Here is a 17399-nt window from a genome sequence, read left to right on the forward strand (position 1 = left end):
GTCCGGGCACTATTTAAAGCAGGGGCGCTACGCGCGTAGAGAGGCCCCTTTCCCGAGGAGAGTGCGCCATCGACGCGTCCAGCAGCCCTCCGCCCACCGCCCCGTCGACCATCGCGGTGGAGCTCGCGGGCATCACCAAGCGATTCCCGGGTGTCGTCGCCAACCACGACATCCACCTCACCGTCCGCAAGGGAACCGTGCACGCCCTGGTCGGTGAGAACGGCGCGGGCAAATCGACCCTGATGAAGATCCTCTACGGCATGCAGAAGCCGGACGAGGGCACCATCGCGGTCGACGGCGAGCAGGTGGGCTTCGGCAGCCCCGCCGACGCGATCTCGCGCGGCATCGGCATGGTCCACCAGCACTTCATGCTCGCGGACAACCTGACCGTCCTGGAGAACGTGGTGCTCGGCAGCGAGAAGCTGTACGGCATCGGCGGCGGCGCCCGCAGGAAGATCAAGGAGATCTCCGACCGCTACGGCCTGGGCGTCCGCCCCGACGCCCTGGTCGAGGACCTCGGCGTCGCCGACCGCCAGCGCGTGGAGATCCTCAAGGTCCTCTACCGCGGCGCCCGCACCCTCATCCTCGACGAGCCGACCGCCGTCCTCGTCCCGCAGGAGGTCGACGCGCTCTTCGCCAACCTGCGCGAGCTGAAGTCCGAGGGCCTCTCCGTCATCTTCATCTCCCACAAGCTGGGCGAGGTGCTGTCCGTCGCCGACGACATCACCGTCATCCGCCGCGGCACCACCGTCGGCACCGCGGTCCCCTCCGAGACCACCCCGCGCCAGCTCGCCGAGATGATGGTCGGCAGCGAGCTGCCCACCCCGGAGACCGCCGAGTCCACGGTCACCGACCGGCCCGTCATCGTGGTGCAGAACCTGACCGTCCACGCCGGCGGCGGCGCCTCCCTCGGCTGGGAGGACGAGCCGGCGGGCGAGGGGCTCACCGAGTTCGCGGGCACCGGCGTCGTCAAGCGCGTCCTCGACGACGTCACCTTCACCATCCACGCCGGCGAGGTCATGGGCATCGCCGGCGTCGAGGGCAACGGCCAGACCGAGCTGATCGACGCGCTGATCGGCACCCGGCACGCCGACTCCGGGACCATCGCCTTCCTCGGCGAGGACATCACCGGCTGGCCCACCCGCAGGCGCCGCGAGTCCGGCGTCGGCTACGTCCCCGAGGACCGCCACCGCCAGGGCCTGCTCCTGGAGTCCCCCCTCTGGGAGAACCGCATCCTCGGCCACGTCACCGAGACCCCCAACGCCAAGGGCTTCTGGCTGAACCCCAAGGGCGCCCAGGCCGACACCCGCCGGATCGTCGAGGAGTACGACGTCCGCACCCCCGGCATCGACGTCACCGCCGCCTCCCTCTCCGGCGGCAACCAGCAGAAGCTGATCGTCGGCCGGGAGATGAGCCACCACCCGAAGTTCCTGATCGCCGCCCACCCCACCCGCGGTGTGGACGTCGGCGCGCAGGCGCAGATCTGGGACCGCATCCGCGAGGCCCGCCGCGAGGGACTGGCGGTGCTGCTGATCTCCGCCGACCTCGACGAGCTCATCGGCCTGTCGGACACCCTGCGCGTGATCTACGACGGCAGGCTGGTCGCCGACGCGGACCCCGCGACCATCACCCCGGAGGAGCTGGGTTCGGCCATGACCGGTGCCGCGTCCGGGCACCTCGAGCACGTCGAAGAAGAAGCCGCCCCGGAGGACGAGGCCCGATGAAGAAGTTCGACAAGGAGCGGCTGCTCCTCGCGGTGGCCGGCCCGGCCATCGCGCTGGTCTCGGCGGTCGTGCTGACCTCGGTCGTGCTGATCGCCTCCGGCAAGAACCCCTTCGAGCCGTACCGGCTGATGCTGGAGCAGGTGCCCTTCTCCGACATCCAGGTTCTGATCATCAACCAGGCGTCGCTGTACTACATCGCCGCCCTCGCGGTCGCCCTCGGCTTCCGGATGAACCTGTTCAACATCGGCGTCGACGGCCAGTACCGCCTCGCCGCCATGATGACCGCGGTGGTCGGCGCGCACGTGGCGCTCCCGTCCTTCCTCCAGATCCCGCTGCTGCTGCTGGTCGGCGCGCTCACCGGCGCGTTCTGGGCGGGCATCGCGGGCGTCCTGAAGGTCACCCGCGGCGTCAGCGAGGTCGTCGCGACGATCATGCTCAACGCCATCGCCACCAGTCTCATCGGCTACCTGACCCTCCGCGAGAACTTCGGCGTCCTGGTCGGCGACAACGTCACCACCGGCGAGATGAAGGAGTCCGGCTGGGTGCCCGGCATCGACCTGGGCCCGGACGTCGGCGAGATCTACGGCCTGGTCTTCCTCGCCGCCGCCCTCGGCATCGGCTACTGGATCGTCCTCAACCGCACCCGCTTCGGCTTCGACCTGCGCGCCACCGGCGCCTCCGAGACGGCCGCCGCCGCCTCCGGCGTCAACGCCAAGCGCATGGTGCTCACCGCGATGCTGATCTCCGGCGGGGTCGCCGGCCTGTCCGGCCTGCCGCTGCTGCTCGGCGACGCCCACACCTACAGCCTCAGCTTCCCGGCCGGCCTCGGCTTCACCGCCATCGGCATCGCCCTGCTCGGCCGCAACAACCCGGGCGGCATCGCCCTGGCCGCCCTGCTGTGGGCCTTCCTGGAGAAGACGTCCCCCGCCCTCGACTACGCCACCCCGGTCGCGTACGAGAAGGAGATCGCCACGATCATGCAGGGCCTGATCGTCTTCGCGGTCGTCATCTCCTACGAGGCCGTACGCCAGTGGGGGCTGCGCCGCCAGCAGAAGCGGGTCGGCGCCGAGCTCGCCGCCCAGGCCGCCGACAACAACGCCAAGAAGGAGGTGGCGGCCTGATGTCCACCGCGACCATCGCCAAGCCGCAGGCGAAGCAGCCCGGCAAGGGCGGCCGCCGCATGTCTCTCCCGGTACTCCTGCTGGTCATCGCGGGCGTGCTGGTCCTCACCTCGCTCGTCCGCCTGATCAGCGGCGCGGACGGCATCACCTCGACCGGCCAGATGTCCACCGCCCTGCGCCTGGCCGTCCCGATCGGCCTGGCCGGCCTCGGCGGCCTGTGGGCCGAGCGCGCGGGCGTCGTCAACATCGGCCTCGAGGGCATGATGATCCTCGGCACCTGGTTCGGCGCCTGGGCCGGCTACCAGTGGGGCCCGTGGACCGGTGTCGCCTTCGGCATCATCGGCGGCGCGCTCGGCGCCGTCCTGCACGCCGTCGCCACCGTCACCTTCAACGTCAACCACATCGTCTCCGGCGTGGCCCTGAACATCCTGGCCCTGGGCACCACCCGCTACCTGTCGAAGTTCACCTTCGAGGACGCCCCGCAGGGCTCCTCCAAGCAGTCCCCGCCGATCGAGTCGCTCGGCACCTTCGACATCCCCGGCCTGTCGCCCTGGCTGGAGACCCTGAACGAGAAGCACTGGTTCCTGGTCTCCGACCTCGCGGGCCTGGTCGGCGGCCTGGTCACCAACCTCTCGCCGCTCACCGTCGTCGCGGTCGCCCTCGTCCCGGCCACCTGGTACGTGCTGTGGCGCACCGCGTTCGGCCTGCGCCTGCGCTCCTGCGGCGAGAACCCGGTCGCGGCCGAGTCCCTCGGCGTGAACGTCTACAAGTACAAGTACATCGCCGTGATCGTCTCGGGCGGCTTCGCCGGCCTCGGCGGCGCCTTCCTGTCGATCGTCGCGTCCAACGTGTACCTCGACGGCCAGACCGCGGGCCGCGGCTACATCGGCCTCGCCGCGATGATCTTCGGCAACTGGATGCCGGGCGGCCTCGCCCTCGGCGCCGGCCTGTTCGGCTACACCGACAGCCTCAACCTGCGCGGCGGCACCACCAACGTCCACGCGCTGATCCTGCTGCTGGCGATCCTGCTGGTGTTCGGCGCGGCCTACCTGGCCTGGCGGAAGAAGTACGTCTCCGCCGTCGTCACCCTGGTGGTCTCGGCGGTGATGTTCCTCTGGTACGCCAGTGTGGACGAGGTCCCGCGCCAGGTCGTCTCCGCCGCCCCGTACCTCGTCACCCTGCTGGTGCTGTCGCTGTCCGCCCAACGCCTGCGCATGCCCAAGGCGGACGGCCTGCCGTACCGGAAGGGGCAGGGCAAGTGACCACGGCCGCCCCTGTCGACTGGGACGCCCTGCGGGAGCTGGCCCGCGAGGCCATGCGCCACGCGTACGCCCCCTACTCGGGCTACCCGGTCGGCGTCGCGGCCCTGGTCGACGACGGCCGTACGGTCTCCGGCTGCAACGTGGAGAACGCCTCCTACGGCATCGGCCTGTGCGCCGAGTGCGGGCTGGTCTCCGAGCTCCAGCGCACCGGCGGCGGCCGGCTCACGCACTTCACCTGCGTGGACGGCCGGGGCGAGATCCTCGTCCCGTGCGGCCGCTGCCGGCAGCTGCTGTACGAGTTCGGCGGCCCGGAACTGCTGCTGGAGACGCCCGAGGGCATCCTGCCGCTGGCGGAGATGCTCCCGCAGGCCTTCGGCCCCGACCACCTCAAGTAACCGCCCCGCGGCCCCTCCCACCACTCGACCGGACGGAGGGGCCGCGCACTTCCAGCGACGTCCCGCACACCGGACGTCTTGTGCACCACCGGAAGGAAAGCCATGGCCATGGACGCCATCTCCGTCATCCGCACCAAGCGGGACCGCGGTGAGTTCGGCGACGAGCAGATCGACTGGGTCATCGACGCGTACACCCGCGGCGAGGTCGCCGACGAGCAGATGTCCGCGCTCGCCATGGCGATCCTGCTCAACGGGATGAACCGCCGGGAGATCGCCCGCTGGACGGCCGCGATGATCGCCTCCGGCGAGCGCATGGACTTCTCCTCCCTGTCCCGCCCCACCGCCGACAAGCACTCCACGGGCGGCGTCGGCGACAAGATCACCCTGCCGCTGGCCCCGCTGGTCGCCGCCTGCGGCGCGGCCGTCCCGCAGCTCTCCGGCCGCGGCCTCGGCCACACCGGCGGCACCCTGGACAAGCTGGAGTCGATCCCCGGCTGGCGCGCCCTGCTCTCCAACGAGGAGATGCTGCACGTCCTCGACACCACCGGCGCGGTGATCTGCGCGGCGGGCGACGGCCTGGCCCCCGCCGACAAGAAGCTGTACGCCCTGCGGGACGTTACCGGCACCGTCGAGGCGATCCCGCTGATCGCCTCCTCGATCATGTCGAAGAAGATCGCCGAGGGCACCGGCTCGCTCGTCCTGGACGTCAAGGTCGGCTCCGGCGCCTTCATGAAGACGATCGAGGACGCCCGGGAGCTGGCGTCGACGATGGTGGGCCTGGGCACCGACCACGGTGTGCGCACGGTCGCCCTGCTGACCGACATGTCGACCCCGCTCGGCCTGACCGCGGGCAACGCCCTGGAGGTCCGCGAGTCGGTGGAGGTCCTGGCGGGCGGCGGCCCCGCCGACGTCGTCGAGCTGACGATCGCCCTGGCCCGCGAGATGCTCGACGCGGCCGGCGTGACGGGCGCCGACCCGGCGAAGGCCCTCGCCGACGGCTCCGCGATGGACGTCTGGCGCCGCATGATCACCGCCCAGGGCGGCGACCCGGACGCCCCCCTCCCCACCTCGCGGGAACAGCACGTCGTCAAGGCCCCCGCCTCGGGCGTACTGACCCGCCTCGACGCCTACGACATCGGCATCGCCGCCTGGCGCCTGGGCGCCGGCCGCGCCCGCAAGGAGGACCCGGTCCAGGCGGCCGCCGGCATCGAACTCCACGCCAAGCCCGGCGACCCGGTCACCGAGGGCAGCCCCCTGCTGACCCTGCACACCGACACCCCCGAACGCTTCGCGTACGCCCTGGAGGCGATCGAGGGCTCCTACGACATCGCTCCGACGGGCACGACGTACGAGGCGTCTCCGGTGGTACTGGAGCGGATCGCCTGACGCCGGCAGCGACGCGCCCCCGACTGCGGCCCTTGCTTCCGCAGGGGGGGCGCTGCCCGTCCCGGACTGGGGCACCGGGACGGGGGTCACCCGCTGCTGCCCTTGCGCGTCACAGCGCCCCCCGACTCCGCCTGTTGACCTCCGCCACCTGGGCGCGCAGCCTCGCGTCCGTCCCCGCCCGGCACAGCGGGCAGGCGCAGGGCGGGAACCTGCCGAAGAGTTCGGGTACGTCCGGAGGCTCGACGGTCCGCAACGGCCGCACCTGGGTGCGGACGCCGGTCCGGGGATCGATCCGATAGACCGCGATCGTCATCGTCACCGGACATCCCCACAGGGGTGCGCCCAGGGGCCCGCCCAGGGCATTGCCTGGTCATCTGAGCGGTTGTTCCCGGGCGAGGCGCCCAGGTGCGCGACATAGGGCCGGACCAGGGCGCCCGTGGGCTCCCCAACACGGAGCAGATGTTGGGGCGTTGGACGCTTTTTCGCGCAGTGTCTGCGCACAGTGACCAACCGGGCGCCCCAGACGTCCGGCGACAGACGATGCGAGGGGGCGGGGAGTGTCACGGGGTGCGTGGCAGGGCGCCTGTGCCTGCCGGGGGCGCGTGATCCGAACAGGATGACTCTCACCCGTTCGAGTAGCTGCGTGATAAGCATGGACTGTCGACGCTCCTAGTCAGCGTGGGCCATGCCCCCGGGCCGTTCGCGCGGCCGCGGGGGTCCTTCCGTCTGGGCCACACTTCCGCGCTGCCCGCAGGTCGCACCACGGCAGAAATGCCGCATCTGGGCGGCAGGAAGGCTGCACGCGCTACTCTGACCAGCGGGGACGGCATCCCGGACGGAGTACGGGTATGGCAGCGAAGCGGCAGCGTCTGGCCCAGCGCCGGAAGTCGAGCGGCTACACACAAGAGCAGTTCGCGGACGCCCTGAGCGTCGACCGCACCACGGTGCAGCGCTGGGAACGCGGGGAAGTCGACCCGCAACCGCATCAACGGCCGAAGATGGCAAAGCTCTTACGACTCACCTCCAGAGAGCTTGACGAAGCACTCGCGGCAGACGTTCTGCCCGTTGGTGCGGCGCCCAGTTGGGCCATCCCCGGCGCACCGGCCACCGACGACGAAGTGGCCGCCTGGGAGTTGTCTCGACGCGTGCAGGCAAGCGATGTGGGGTCCGAGACGCTGACCCGCCTGGAGCGCGCCTTTGATCAGTTGGCGACTGCTTACCCGACAACCCCTCCGGCGCGACTGTTGGAACGCGTACGGCAACATTCCGCCTACGTCGTGAAGCTGCTCGACGCCCGTAAGACGCTTTCGGAACATCGGCGTCTGTTGGTCGTAGGCGGTTGGTTGTCACTGCTCGGTGCCACGCTCCATATCGACCTGAAACAGGAGCATGCGGCAGCGGCCAGACTGCAAGCCGCGGTATCCCTTGCCCGACAGGCGGAACATCCTGAAATCGAAGCATGGTGCTTCGAAACCGACGCGTGGCGTGTTCTCACGGACGGTGACTATGTGCGCGCACTGGAGTTGTCCCTAGCCGCTCAGAACGTCGCCCCGAGAGGTACCTCCGCCCTCATTCAGGCAACCGCCCAGGAAGGCCGTGCACGCGCAAGACTTGGCCACGGGGCAGAGACATACGCAGCTATCGACCGGGTGCAGAAAATGGCCGCCAAGCTCGGAATCCCTGAGCATCCGACAGAGCACCACTACCAATACGATCCGGCAAAGTGCCTCGCGTACACGGCAACAACCCTCGCGTGGTTGGGCGACGTGGCTGCGGAGCCGTACGCGCGTGAGGTGATCGCGCGCCTCAGCCCCTCCGACGACATCAGCAAATGGCCCCGTCGGGTGGCTTCCGCCAACATTGATCTGGCACTTGTCCTCCTTACGGACAGCCGCCTTGATGAAGCCTGCGACTCCGCCCAGAGGGCCATACTGAGTGGCCGGGTGGTTCCCTCGAACCATTGGCGGGCGTTGGAAGTCGTCAAGGTGGTTGAGGCCAGGCAACTACCGGAAGCATCCGACTTGCGCGAGACGTACGAGGGTTTGAAGGTTACCGGCGCCTAAGGGGGCGCACTGAGATCGGCTATGCAGTCGGTCGACCTGCTCGCCCAGGCAGTTGGCGGTACGGGTAGGCGTTTCTGGGAAGACGGTGGAACGGTGGGTGGCGGACGCCGGACTGATTCCACACGCCAGAAACCGGGAAGATGCCTGTAAGGCGTTGGGAGTTGACGAAGAAATGCTGTGGCCGAAAGCGGTAAAGGGCCGAATCAAAACCGGTGGGGACCGTGAGATCATCCACTCCTACCCCTATCGATCCTCCTGCCCGTCGACGACGTGGGCCGAACTCATCGAGAGGTCGGCAACGGATATCCTTTTCGCGGGTTACACCAACTATTTCCTCTGGATCGACCAGCCTGCGTTCGTTTCAACCCTGCGGCAGAAACTTGACAGCGGATGTCGTGTGCGCTTCCTGCTGGGTGACCCCGACGGTGAGGTGACGCGCAACCGCGAGCAGATCGAAGACGTGGCCCTCACTGTTTCCACGCGTATTCGCATCACGCTGGAACATCTGGACAAACTCGGTGTGCATCAGGGCTTGGAAGCGCGTTTCTCCGCGGCGAGCGACGCGATCAATCACGTTTCGCTGTCGGTCTTCCGTTTCGACGACGAGGCGCTCGTCACCCCTCACCTGGCCCGGCTTGTCGGGCATGACTCCCCTTTGCTGCACCTGCGGAATCTCGGCGACACCGGAATGTTCGCCCGATTCGCCGATCACGCCGAAGAGTTGTGGTCAAGGGGAGTGCCGATCGCTTCTTGAGCCTGGCTGAGGGCTGTCCCGTAAATGATCTTCGACGGGCCCCTGGGGCGTAAGGTCTTCCGGTGTACTTGGCCGTGAAGGGGGTTCCGGGTGTTAGTACGGGTGGTACGAGACGGCGTGGTCCTGGCGCTCAGCCACCGCAGTGGGGAGGGCAGGCCGCTGCTGTTCGTGCCTGGAGTCATGGCTGATGCCGCTTCATGGCAGCCCGTGGTGGACGCGCTGTCCACGGTTCAGCCCGTATACGTGCTGAACCGGCGCGGCCGTCGGCCCAGTGGTCCGCTGAGCGATGGCTACTCGGTGGGCACTGAGGTCGAGGACCTGTGCCGGGTGCTCGACGAACTCGGCGCGGGTGACGACCGCGGTGGCGGAGTGGACGTGTTCGGCTGGAGCTACGGCGGTCTCATCGCGTTGGAAGCCGCGAGGCGGCATGCCGGCGTCCACTCGCTGACGCTCTACGAGCCGGTGATGCGACCTTTCGGTCTCCAGGCGCTGGACGCGCTGCGGCAGGCCGACGAGGCGGGCGACCTGGACCGGGCCGTGGAGGTCGTGAACCGGGACGTGTCCGGTTTCTCCGCCGAGTACGTCACGCGGTTGCGCCGGAGCCCGGTGTGGCAGGCACTGCGGCCGCTCGCGGCGCCGCTGGCCCGGGAGTTGGCGGCGCTGAACGACCACGCGGTCGATCTGCCGGGTTACGGGAGCCTCTCCATGCCCGTCACGCTGCTGCTCGGTGGCGACAACGAGGGGATCCCCCCGTACGGGGAACCGTTCGCCCGGATCGCGGCGGCGATGCCCCGTGCTCGGGTGTGTGTGATGCCGGGGCAGGGCCACCTCGCCCACGCCCAGGATCCCCGCACGCTCGCCCAGTTCATCGTCGAGGCGCTGGACTGGGCCCATCGGCAAAGGCGGGATTCGTAACTGCTGGTCGCGGGTGAGATGGTCCAAAACCCCGGCGTCACCCCGCAGCCCCGCCCTCCCCGAACACCAGCGCGGCGAACCGCTCTCCCATGAGCCGGTGACCGCCGGCACCGGGGTGCAGCCCGTCGGGCAGCGGCAACTCGACGGCGTCGGCCTCCCCGTACAGCTCCCGACCGTCCAGATAGCGCAGATGTGGATCCTCACCGGCCCGCTGCGCGACGATCCGCTCCAGCTCCGCCCGGACGACCCGCAGCGTCAGCTTGCCCGCCGCCACCTCCGCCGGGTCGCCCAGCGGGACGAACCCCGGCCGCCCCTCCGCGAGCCCGCCGAGGTCCGGCGCGCTGGGCCCCGGCGTGTCCTCGTGCTGGGGGCACAGGATCGGCGAGACGACCAGCAGCGGCGTGGTGGGGTGGCCCTCCCGGACGGTGTCGAGGAAGCCGTGGACGGCGGGTCCGAACGCGCGCAGCCGCATCACGTCGAGGTTGACCAGGTTGATGCCCACCTTGACGCTGATCAGGTCGGCGGGCTGGTCCCGGATGGCCCGCGCGGTGAACGGGTCGAGCAGGGCGCTGCCGCCCAGCCCCAGGTTGACCAGCTCCACGCCGCCGAGGGAGGCGGCCAGGGCGGGCCAGGTGGTGGTGGGGCTCGTGGCGTCGGAGCCGTGGCTGATCGAGCTGCCGTGGTGCAGCCAGACCCTGCGGCGCGGGTCGGCCGGCGCCGGTTCGACGGGGGCGTCGGTGCGCAGCGCGATCAGTTCCGTCGTCTCGTTGTGGGGCAGCCAGATCTCGATGTCCTTGCTGCCCCGGGGCAGGTCCGTGAAGCGGACGGTGCCCGGTGCGCCGGTCCGGTGCTCGACGGTCCCGTCGGTCATGTCGACGGTCACCGTGCGGCCGCCGGTGACGCTCGCCTGCCCGGTCAGACGGCCGTCGACGAGCAGGTCGTAGACGCCGTCCGGGCCGGGCGGGGAGCCGAGGTAGACGCGCCGGGTGCGCAGCGACTGGAGTTCGACGGCGGTCGCCCGGGTCCGGAAGGCCAGCCGTACGCCCGAGGGCTGTGACTCCACCATGGCGAGCTGCGCGTCGCCGCACTGGGCGCGGGCGGCGGCGGGCAGGCGGTGCGGCAGGACGCCGTGGTCGGTGCGCTCCACCTCCAGGGCCCCCCGCAGGAGGTCGGCCGTGACGGGCGTGGTGATCCAGGTCTTCTCGGCGGGCATGGCCTCGGTTCCGGGTCGGCGGTGTGCGGCGCTCTCCCAGGCGGCTGTCCCGTCGGCGGCCGGGGAAACGCGGCGCGGCACGACCTGGGCAGTCCCGTTCCCATCACCGCGCGAGCAGCTAGCAGCTGGTCCTATGTCCAGTTCTGGCGCGCCCAGATCACGTCGTCGACGAGGCCCGGGCCGCCGGCCGCGTAGTTGACCATTCCCGCGGAGATATCCGCGTTGTCCGAGGACTGGACCGCGATGATGCGGGGATTGCCCTCACCGAAGAAGGCGAACATCGGGCCGCCGGAAGCACCAGGAGTGATGTCGCCGTAGTGGTGGCATTCGATGCCTCCGTTGATGTCGTTGTAGGCGGCGTGAACGCTGATGCCACTCTCGTAACTGGTCCCCAGGAGCCAGTGGAGGTGCGGGTAGCCCATGTTGGTCCACCACGGCTGGCCGGTCCAAGCAGGGATGTAATGTCCCATTCCGAAGTAACCGAGTTGGTCCCCGAGCGGCTCGTACAGTCGGCAGACGGCCCTGTCGTAGGCCGCCGTCTCGCCCCCTAGCAGGTCCGGGCTGAAGCCGGACACATCCGATACGTAGGACTGGACGCCGGCGCCATGGAGGGACGTGCCGTCGTAGAACGCGGGCACGAAACGCATCCACCAGTTTCCTGCCGCCACGTCAGCCCACGGCACCACATGGCCGGCCGTGAGGAGAACGCGGCGGCCGACGAGCGCCCCTGATCCCGTCCATCCCGTGCTGGTGAAGATCTTTCCCACGCAGCCCCAAGGCCAGCTGGTCTCGTTCAGTTCCTGCCGGTTGTCGGGGCCGATGACCCATCTCAGTTGAATGCCGTCCCCGTCCAGTCGACTGAACGGCTTCTGCTTCTGCCTGCGACTGGGAAGAACGCGGGGCACATAGAAGAGGTCGAGCCACTCGGGGCGATGGGGTGGCGCGTCCCCGTCGTGATCGGTCCCGGACAACAGTTTTTGTCGCAGGCCTTGGGTCGCAGTCCTGCCGGGCAGCGGAACGTCCCCCGCGGTCCCGACCGGCACGTCGACATGCCACACGGTGCCGTCGGCTCCCTCCACGCGGCCGATCTCCGGCTCCGGCGGGCCGTCGTCGGTGTCGGTGAGCACGTGGATGCGCTGGCTGCCGGCACGCTCGACCATCTCGGCAGGCCGTTCGCCGGTTCCGAGTACCGGCCGCAATCGTGTGAGCTCGGATGGCATGAGTGGCCGCTCGCCGTTGGTGGCGGCGTTCAGGGAGCTCACCATCTGCTTCTGCGTTGGCATAGCGTGTCTCCGGAGTGATTGAAGGGACGACCACGCTCGGCTGCTTGGTGTGCCCGCACAACTGGCTTACTTCGCCCGGGATTCTGCACGGGCCGGACCGGGCGTGCGCCCTGCCACCGCCTCTGAGACAGGGCTCAGCGTGGCGGCGTGTTGAACCTTTCTTCCAGGACAGCACTGATCAGGCGGCGTCGCATCCGCTGCGGGTGGCTTCGCCCCATGGCCGGGACGTGTCCTACGTGGTGAGGGGGCGAGCCGCGCGAAGCGACAGAGGACCACGGCGAGTTCGAGGAAGGTCACCTCTGCGTGTGATCCGGACTTCGATGCGCTTGCCGTGTCGCCATTTCCGCAGGTTCGGGCGGTCGTAGGCTCAACTGGCGTGCAGGTGTCGTGACTTGATGTCAGCCTTTCGCTGTCACGGGTGTTGCCGACCGGGACGCCGACGAGCGGCGGCAGTCTGCGCCTACGCCGGTTGTCCGGGCAGCTCGGGGGCGCCTGCCCGCACCGCACCGCCGTGGTCCGCTGTCGCCGGGGGCCAGGTGCGCAGCAGGGCGTCGAGGGCGTCCAGGATGCGGTCCCAGGACTCCTGGGAGTCGGGGGTGCTGTGACTGAAGCCGCCGGCCAGTTCGAGGCTGACGTAGCCGTGGAAGACGCTGCCCAGCAGGCGGACCGCGTGGGTCTGGTCCGGCTCGGTGAGGTCGTAGCCGCGCAGGATCGCACGGGTCATCCGGGAGTGCCGGGGGCCCGCGCCGGCCGCGGCGGTCTCGGGGTCCAGGGGGAACCGGGCGGCGGCGTAGCGTCCGGGGTGCTCGCGGGCGTAGTCGCGGTAGACGTTCGCCAGGGCGGCGAGGGCCTCCTGGCCGGCGCGGCCGGCCAGTGCGGCGGATCCGCGGTCGGCCAGCTCCTCCAGGGCGAGCAGGGCGATCTTCGTCTTCAGGTCGTGCGAGTTCCTCACGTGCGAGTACAGGCTCGCGACCTTGACGTCGAACCGCCGGGCGAGCGCGGAGACGGTGACCTGCTCGAAGCCGACCTCGTCGGCGAGTTCCGCCCCCGCCCGGGCCAGACGTTCGGGAGTCAGCCCTGCGCGTGCCATGGAAATCTCCCGGTGTCGTCGCGGCTGCCACTGACGTCGTGCACGGAGCTGCCCGAAGGACCGGCCGCCCGAAGGACCGGCCGCTCGAAGGACCGGCCGCTCGTAGGACCGGCCGCTCGTAGGACCGGCCGCTCGTAGGACCGGCGGCCCGAAAGCCCCGTTGCCTATAGGCCTTAGCCAACTCCATGCACATGTTAGGAGACGGAGGACGATGAGTTACGCCAGCCCGCCCGGTCTACCGCTCGTGGACGCGACGAGACCGCCGGTGATCGGCCTGTGCGGACCCCTCACCCGGAGCAGGGTGGCGGCCCTCTGCGACGAGCTGAGGACGCTGCTGGACGGGACCGGGGCGGCGGTCGTGGTGTGCGACGTCGCCGGGCTCGGGCCACCGGGTCTCCCGGCCGTCGACGCGCTGGCCCGGCTCCACCTCACGGCCCGGCGGGCCGGCGGGCGCCTTCGGCTGCGCGCCCCCGACCCGGCGCTACGCGCCCTCCTCGACCTCGTCGGACTCCGCTTCGAGGTGGAGCGGCAGACCGAAGAGGGGGAACCAGCGGTGGGTGTCGAGGAAGAAGTGGAAACCGGTGAGGCCGCCGTCTGAGATCTCCAGCACCTGGATCGCCCACGGGCTGTGTCCGCCCGCCTCGGGGTCCGGCTTGTACTGGGCGAAGCCCGGCAGACCGTTGACCTCGACCGGCAGCAGCCGGGAGCCCGTGCAGGCGGAGCCGATCGTCGTCATGAAGCCGGTGATGTCCGCGTGGCCCGTCAGCCACAGGTCGAACGGCGGCATCGTCATGACCGCGTCCTCGTGGAGCAGCCGCGTCAGCGCCGTCATGTCGTACCCCTCGAAAGCGGCCACATAGCGCTCCAGCAGGACCCGCTGCTCCTCGTCCAGCGGGTCCGACACGGCCGCGTCCGCCGCCCTGTCCCGCTGCTCGGCGAGGGTCGCGCGGGCCCGCTGCAACGCGCTGTTGACCGAGGCGACCGTCGTGTCGAGCAGTTCGGCGACCTCGCTCGCCCGCCACGCCAGGACCTCGCGCAGGATCAGTACCGCCCGCTGCTTGGGCGGCAGCCGCTGCAACGCGGCCATGAACGCGAGCCGCACCGACTCCTTGGCGACGGCCGCCTCCGCCGGGTCCTCGACCGCGGGCAGCACGCGCGCGTCCGGCATCGGCTCCAGCCAGGTGGTGTCCGGGCGGGGGGAGAGCGCCGCCCGGGCGAGCGGGGTGGAATCCGTGAGGTCCATCGGCCGGGCCCGCTTGTTGCCCGCCGTCAGCATGTCCAGGCACACGTTGGTCGCGATGCGGTAGAGCCACGAGCGCAGGCTGGAACGGCCCTGGAAGGTGTCGTAGCCGCGCCAGGCGCGCACCAGGGTGTCCTGCACCGCGTCCTCGGCCTCGAAGGACGAGCCCAGCATCCGGTAGCAGTAGCCCGTCAGCTCGACCCGGTGCCGCTCCAGCCTGGCGTCGAGGTCGTCCACCGTCGCCGTACCGTCCGTCATCGTCGTCCACCCGCCCCTGTGGCCGTTCTGTCGCGCGCCTGTGCGCCCAGTACTCCGGAAGCTACCGCAGGGCACTGACAACGGCCCCCCGAGTCGACGAAGGCCCAGGTGGCGGCGGGTCGGGCAGCGGACCGGCCGCCGTCCGGCCCGGTACACGACGGACCCCCCGCCCGGACCGGTCGCGGTCCGCCGGAGCCGGCGGCCACCACGGACGACCGGCCCGGAGCAGGGGGTCACGGAAGGGTGTGGGGAGGGAGGTCAGTGCGCGGCCACCGGCTGCCGACGGGCCGTGACCCGAGCCGCCCGCGTGCCGAACACGGTGATCGTCACGACGCCGAGCACCGCCAGGACGCCCACGCCGACCGTGCCGGCCCAGCCGCCCGCGTGGAAGGCCGTCGCGCCGACGGTGCTGCCCGCGCTGGAGCCGACGTAGTACGCGGACTGGTAGAGGGCGGAGGCCTGCGCCCGGCCGGTGGTCGCCGTCTTGCTGACCGCCGAGGACGCCACCGCGTGGCCCGCGAAGAAGCCCGACGTGATCAGGACCAGGCCCAGCAGGACCAGGGCGAGGGAGTCCGCCAGGGAGAGCAGGAGGCCCGCCGCCGTCGTGCCGCCGGCCAGGTACAGCGCCCCGCGCCGGCCCAGCCGGCCGACCAGCCGGCCCGCCGTCGACGCCGACACCGTGCCCACCAGGTACACCAGGAAGATCGAGCCGACGATGCCCTGCGGGAGCGAGAACGGCGCCTCCGTCAGGCGGTAGCCGATCACCGTGTACACCCCGCCGAAGACCGTCATGAACAGCGCGCCGATCGCGTACAGGCGGCGCAGCAGCGGGTCGGCGAGGTGGTCGCGGACCGTGCGGACCAGGACGCGGGGGCGCAGCGAGCCCGCCACGAAGTGCTTCGGCGCCGGCAGCAGCAGCCGGAACGCCACCGCGCAGCCCACCGCGACCGCGCCGATCACGCCGACGGCCACCCGCCAGCCCCACTCCTGCGCGACCCAGCCGGTGATGACCCGGCCGCTCATCCCGCCGACGCTGTTGCCCGCCACGAACAGGCCGATCGCCGTGATCAGCGCCTTGGGCCGCACCTCCTCCGCCAGGTAGGCGGTCGCCGAGGCCGGCAGACCGGCCAGGGCGGCGCCCTGCAGACCGCGCAGGACGACCAGCGCGCCCAGCGACGGGGCGAAGGGGACCAGCAGTCCGACGGTCACGGCGACCGCCAGCGAGGCCGTCATCACCGTACGGCGGCCGTAGCGCTCCGACAGGGCGCTCATCGGCAGGACGAACAGCGCCAGCCCACCGGTCGCCGCCGCCACCGTCCAGCTCGCCTCGCTCGCCGCGACCCCGAACTCGCCGGAGATCAGCGGCAGCAGCGCCTGCGTGGAGTACAGGAGGGCGAAGGTCGCCACGCCGGCCAGGAAGAGGGCGAAGCTCATCCGGCGGTAGCCGGGGCCGCCGGGGGCCATACGGGAGTCGGAGGAGGGGACGGACGGAACGGCGCCCACGACGGTGGACGCCCCGGTACTGGCGGGAGACATACCCCGAACCTAGGACGACCCCACTCATCCGTCCAATGCATGGAATCGCCATAATCGTTCCCATGGAGCATCAGCAAAGGTCACAGGCGCGCCTGTCACCGTCCAGTGACACAGAAGACATCGTCACGCTGCTCGCGCCACGGCTCGCGTACTTCGCGGGCGTCGCCCGCACCGAGCACGTCACGCGGGCCGCGCAGGAGATGCAGGTCCCGCAGTCGACGCTCTCCCGGGCCGTGGTCCGCCTCGAACAGGACCTGGGCGTCGACCTGTTCGCCCGCCACGGCAGGACCGTCTCCCTCACCCCCGCCGGACGCACCTTCCTCACGTCCGTCGAGCGCGCCCTCGCCGAGATCGAGCGCGCCGCCGACGCGGTGCGCGCCGACGCCGACGCCGCCACCGGCAAGGTCGCCTTCGGCTTCCTGCACACCATGGGCGCCGAGACGGTACCCGGCCTGATCCACGCCTTCCGCGTCGACCACCCCCGCGTCCGCTTCAGCCTCGTCCAGAACTACGGCGAGGCCATGCTGGAGCGGCTGCGGGCCGGCGAGCTCGACCTGTGCCTGACCTCGCCGGTCCCGGACGCCCCCGACCTCGTCGCCCGCCGCCTCGACGAGCAGAAACTGCGCCTGGTCGTCCCCGCCGACCACCGCCTCGCCGCCCGCAAGCGCGTCCGTCTCGCCGAGGCCGCCGACGAGACCTTCGTGACCCTGGAACCCGGCTACGGCCTGCGCCGCATCACCGACGACCTCTGCCAGGAGGCCGGTTTCCGCCCCCGCATCGCCTTCGAGGGGGAGGAGGCGGAGACGCTCCGCGGCCTGGTCGCGGCGGGCCTCGGCGTCGCCCTCCTGCCCCCGCCCGCCGTACCCCGGCCCGGCGTGGTGGAACTGACGGTCACGGCACCGAGGGCGGTACGGGAGATCGGCGTGGCCTGGCTCGACGGCCACCCGGACACACCCCCCGTGGCGGCCTTCAAGAGGTTCCTGCTGTCGCGGCGGGGGAGTCTGCTTCCGTAGGCCCTGATAGGCCTGACAGGCCTGACAGGCCCGGCTAGGTCGGCGACTTGGCGGGCGGTCCCCCCGCCTCCCATGGAGAGGTCCAGCCCCTCGGTGAAGTCGAAGCCGTCGCCGTACAGCCGGGTGACTCCCCCGGTGGCCGGTGG

General features: G+C 70.7%; 16 protein-coding genes and 1 pseudogene. 10 read left to right on the forward strand and 7 right to left on the reverse strand.

What is annotated here, in order from left to right:
* The first annotated feature begins 110 nt into the window (after nucleotides 1–110).
* The 5 genes from ACFV9M_RS18030 (at nucleotide 111) to ACFV9M_RS18050 (ending at nucleotide 5888) form a co-directional block, all read left to right on the forward strand.
* Nucleotides 111–1724: an ABC transporter ATP-binding protein gene (locus ACFV9M_RS18030; protein ID WP_385064175.1), complete on the forward strand. Its 1614-nt coding sequence runs from the start codon at nucleotides 111–113 to the stop codon at nucleotides 1722–1724.
* Nucleotides 1721–2845 carry an ABC transporter permease gene (locus ACFV9M_RS18035; protein ID WP_385064057.1) on the forward strand — a complete coding sequence of 375 codons (1125 nt, stop codon included), beginning with the start codon at nucleotides 1721–1723 and terminating at the stop codon, nucleotides 2843–2845. The genes ACFV9M_RS18030 and ACFV9M_RS18035 overlap by 4 nt, the downstream gene beginning before the upstream one ends.
* Entirely contained in the window at nucleotides 2845–4107 is a 1263-nt protein-coding gene (locus ACFV9M_RS18040; protein ID WP_385064059.1) for an ABC transporter permease, read from the forward strand. The genes ACFV9M_RS18035 and ACFV9M_RS18040 overlap by 1 nt, the downstream gene beginning before the upstream one ends.
* Complete coding sequence (locus ACFV9M_RS18045; protein WP_385064061.1) at nucleotides 4104–4502, forward strand: cytidine deaminase; 399 nt, start codon at nucleotides 4104–4106, stop codon at nucleotides 4500–4502. The genes ACFV9M_RS18040 and ACFV9M_RS18045 overlap by 4 nt, the downstream gene beginning before the upstream one ends.
* A 102-nt stretch (nucleotides 4503–4604) precedes the next feature.
* Entirely contained in the window at nucleotides 4605–5888 is a 1284-nt protein-coding gene (locus tag ACFV9M_RS18050) for a thymidine phosphorylase (protein ID WP_385064063.1), read from the forward strand.
* A 109-nt stretch (nucleotides 5889–5997) separates the two neighbouring features.
* Here the strand turns inward: ACFV9M_RS18050 and ACFV9M_RS18055 are convergent, their stop codons facing one another.
* On the reverse strand, nucleotides 5998–6207 hold the full coding sequence (locus tag ACFV9M_RS18055; protein WP_385064065.1) for a hypothetical protein: 210 nt from the start codon (nucleotides 6205–6207) through the stop codon (nucleotides 5998–6000).
* A gap of 529 nt (nucleotides 6208–6736) precedes the next feature.
* Between ACFV9M_RS18055 and ACFV9M_RS18060 the strand changes: the two genes are divergently transcribed.
* The 3 genes from ACFV9M_RS18060 to ACFV9M_RS18070 all read left to right on the forward strand — a co-directional run bounded on the left by ACFV9M_RS18060 (nucleotide 6737) and on the right by ACFV9M_RS18070 (nucleotide 9620).
* On the forward strand, nucleotides 6737–7951 hold the full coding sequence (locus ACFV9M_RS18060) for a helix-turn-helix transcriptional regulator (protein WP_385064067.1): 1215 nt from the start codon (nucleotides 6737–6739) through the stop codon (nucleotides 7949–7951).
* A 172-nt stretch (nucleotides 7952–8123) separates the two neighbouring features.
* Complete coding sequence (locus tag ACFV9M_RS18065) at nucleotides 8124–8705, forward strand: XRE family transcriptional regulator (protein WP_385064176.1); 582 nt, start codon at nucleotides 8124–8126, stop codon at nucleotides 8703–8705.
* Between the two features lie 168 nt (nucleotides 8706–8873).
* Nucleotides 8874–9620: an alpha/beta fold hydrolase gene (locus tag ACFV9M_RS18070; protein ID WP_385064178.1), complete on the forward strand. Its 747-nt coding sequence runs from the start codon at nucleotides 8874–8876 to the stop codon at nucleotides 9618–9620.
* A 37-nt stretch (nucleotides 9621–9657) separates the two neighbouring features.
* Here the strand turns inward: ACFV9M_RS18070 and ACFV9M_RS18075 are convergent, their stop codons facing one another.
* The 4 genes and pseudogenes from ACFV9M_RS18075 to ACFV9M_RS18090 all read right to left on the reverse strand — a co-directional run bounded on the left by ACFV9M_RS18075 (nucleotide 9658) and on the right by ACFV9M_RS18090 (nucleotide 13206).
* Nucleotides 9658–10833: a GDSL-type esterase/lipase family protein gene (locus ACFV9M_RS18075; protein WP_385064069.1), complete on the reverse strand. Its 1176-nt coding sequence runs from the start codon at nucleotides 10831–10833 to the stop codon at nucleotides 9658–9660.
* A gap of 131 nt (nucleotides 10834–10964) precedes the next feature.
* Nucleotides 10965–12116, reverse strand: coding sequence for a trypsin-like serine peptidase (locus ACFV9M_RS18080; RefSeq protein ID WP_385064071.1), 1152 nt, complete (start codon nucleotides 12114–12116; stop codon nucleotides 10965–10967).
* 295 nt (nucleotides 12117–12411) lie between these two features.
* Nucleotides 12412–12569, reverse strand: a pseudogene (locus ACFV9M_RS18085) (IS5/IS1182 family transposase); the annotation flags it as partial.
* A gap of 7 nt (nucleotides 12570–12576) precedes the next feature.
* The gene (locus tag ACFV9M_RS18090; RefSeq protein WP_385064073.1) at nucleotides 12577–13206 is read right to left on the reverse strand and encodes a TetR/AcrR family transcriptional regulator; all 630 of its coding nucleotides are present in this window, start codon (nucleotides 13204–13206) and stop codon (nucleotides 12577–12579) included.
* 211 nt (nucleotides 13207–13417) lie between these two features.
* Between ACFV9M_RS18090 and ACFV9M_RS18095 the strand changes: the two genes are divergently transcribed.
* Nucleotides 13418–13804 carry an STAS domain-containing protein gene (locus ACFV9M_RS18095; RefSeq protein ID WP_385064075.1) on the forward strand — a complete coding sequence of 129 codons (387 nt, stop codon included), beginning with the start codon at nucleotides 13418–13420 and terminating at the stop codon, nucleotides 13802–13804.
* On the opposite strand, the gene ACFV9M_RS18100 is transcribed toward ACFV9M_RS18095, so the two are convergent.
* On the reverse strand, nucleotides 13688–14704 hold the full coding sequence (locus ACFV9M_RS18100) for a sigma-70 family RNA polymerase sigma factor (RefSeq protein ID WP_385064077.1): 1017 nt from the start codon (nucleotides 14702–14704) through the stop codon (nucleotides 13688–13690). The two genes, ACFV9M_RS18095 and ACFV9M_RS18100, sit on opposite strands and share 117 nt — an antisense overlap.
* Before the next feature lie 258 nt (nucleotides 14705–14962).
* Nucleotides 14963–16240, reverse strand: coding sequence for an MFS transporter (locus ACFV9M_RS18105; RefSeq protein WP_385064079.1), 1278 nt, complete (start codon nucleotides 16238–16240; stop codon nucleotides 14963–14965).
* A 62-nt stretch (nucleotides 16241–16302) separates the two neighbouring features.
* On the opposite strand from ACFV9M_RS18105, the gene ACFV9M_RS18110 reads away from it, so the two are divergent.
* The gene (locus tag ACFV9M_RS18110; RefSeq protein WP_385064081.1) at nucleotides 16303–17253 is read left to right on the forward strand and encodes a LysR family transcriptional regulator; all 951 of its coding nucleotides are present in this window, start codon (nucleotides 16303–16305) and stop codon (nucleotides 17251–17253) included.
* Nucleotides 17254–17399: the final 146 nt, after the last annotated feature.

Source organism: Streptomyces sp. NPDC059895 (assembly GCF_042731035.1).
Lineage (GTDB): Bacteria > Actinomycetota > Actinomycetes > Streptomycetales > Streptomycetaceae > Streptomyces.

What these genes read in the sequence shown, in the direction of transcription:
- ACFV9M_RS18035 (WP_385064057.1), top strand. Translation starts at nt 1,721, where the DNA reads ATGAAGAAGTTCGACAAGGAGCGGCTGCTCCTCGCGGTGGCCGGCCCG.
- ACFV9M_RS18040 (WP_385064059.1), top strand. Translation starts at nt 2,845, where the DNA reads ATGTCCACCGCGACCATCGCCAAGCCGCAGGCGAAGCAGCCCGGCAAG.
- ACFV9M_RS18050 (WP_385064063.1), top strand. Translation starts at nt 4,605, where the DNA reads ATGGCCATGGACGCCATCTCCGTCATCCGCACCAAGCGGGACCGCGGT.
- ACFV9M_RS18060 (WP_385064067.1), top strand. Translation starts at nt 6,737, where the DNA reads ATGGCAGCGAAGCGGCAGCGTCTGGCCCAGCGCCGGAAGTCGAGCGGC.
- ACFV9M_RS18065 (WP_385064176.1), top strand. Translation starts at nt 8,124, where the DNA reads ATGCTGTGGCCGAAAGCGGTAAAGGGCCGAATCAAAACCGGTGGGGAC.
- ACFV9M_RS18075 (WP_385064069.1), bottom strand. Translation starts at nt 10,833, where the DNA reads ATGCCCGCCGAGAAGACCTGGATCACCACGCCCGTCACGGCCGACCTC.
- ACFV9M_RS18080 (WP_385064071.1), bottom strand. Translation starts at nt 12,116, where the DNA reads ATGCCAACGCAGAAGCAGATGGTGAGCTCCCTGAACGCCGCCACCAAC.
- ACFV9M_RS18090 (WP_385064073.1), bottom strand. Translation starts at nt 13,206, where the DNA reads ATGGCACGCGCAGGGCTGACTCCCGAACGTCTGGCCCGGGCGGGGGCG.
- ACFV9M_RS18095 (WP_385064075.1), top strand. Translation starts at nt 13,418, where the DNA reads ATGAGTTACGCCAGCCCGCCCGGTCTACCGCTCGTGGACGCGACGAGA.
- ACFV9M_RS18100 (WP_385064077.1), bottom strand. Translation starts at nt 14,704, where the DNA reads ATGACGGACGGTACGGCGACGGTGGACGACCTCGACGCCAGGCTGGAG.
- ACFV9M_RS18105 (WP_385064079.1), bottom strand. Translation starts at nt 16,240, where the DNA reads ATGTCTCCCGCCAGTACCGGGGCGTCCACCGTCGTGGGCGCCGTTCCG.
- ACFV9M_RS18110 (WP_385064081.1), top strand. Translation starts at nt 16,303, where the DNA reads ATGGAGCATCAGCAAAGGTCACAGGCGCGCCTGTCACCGTCCAGTGAC.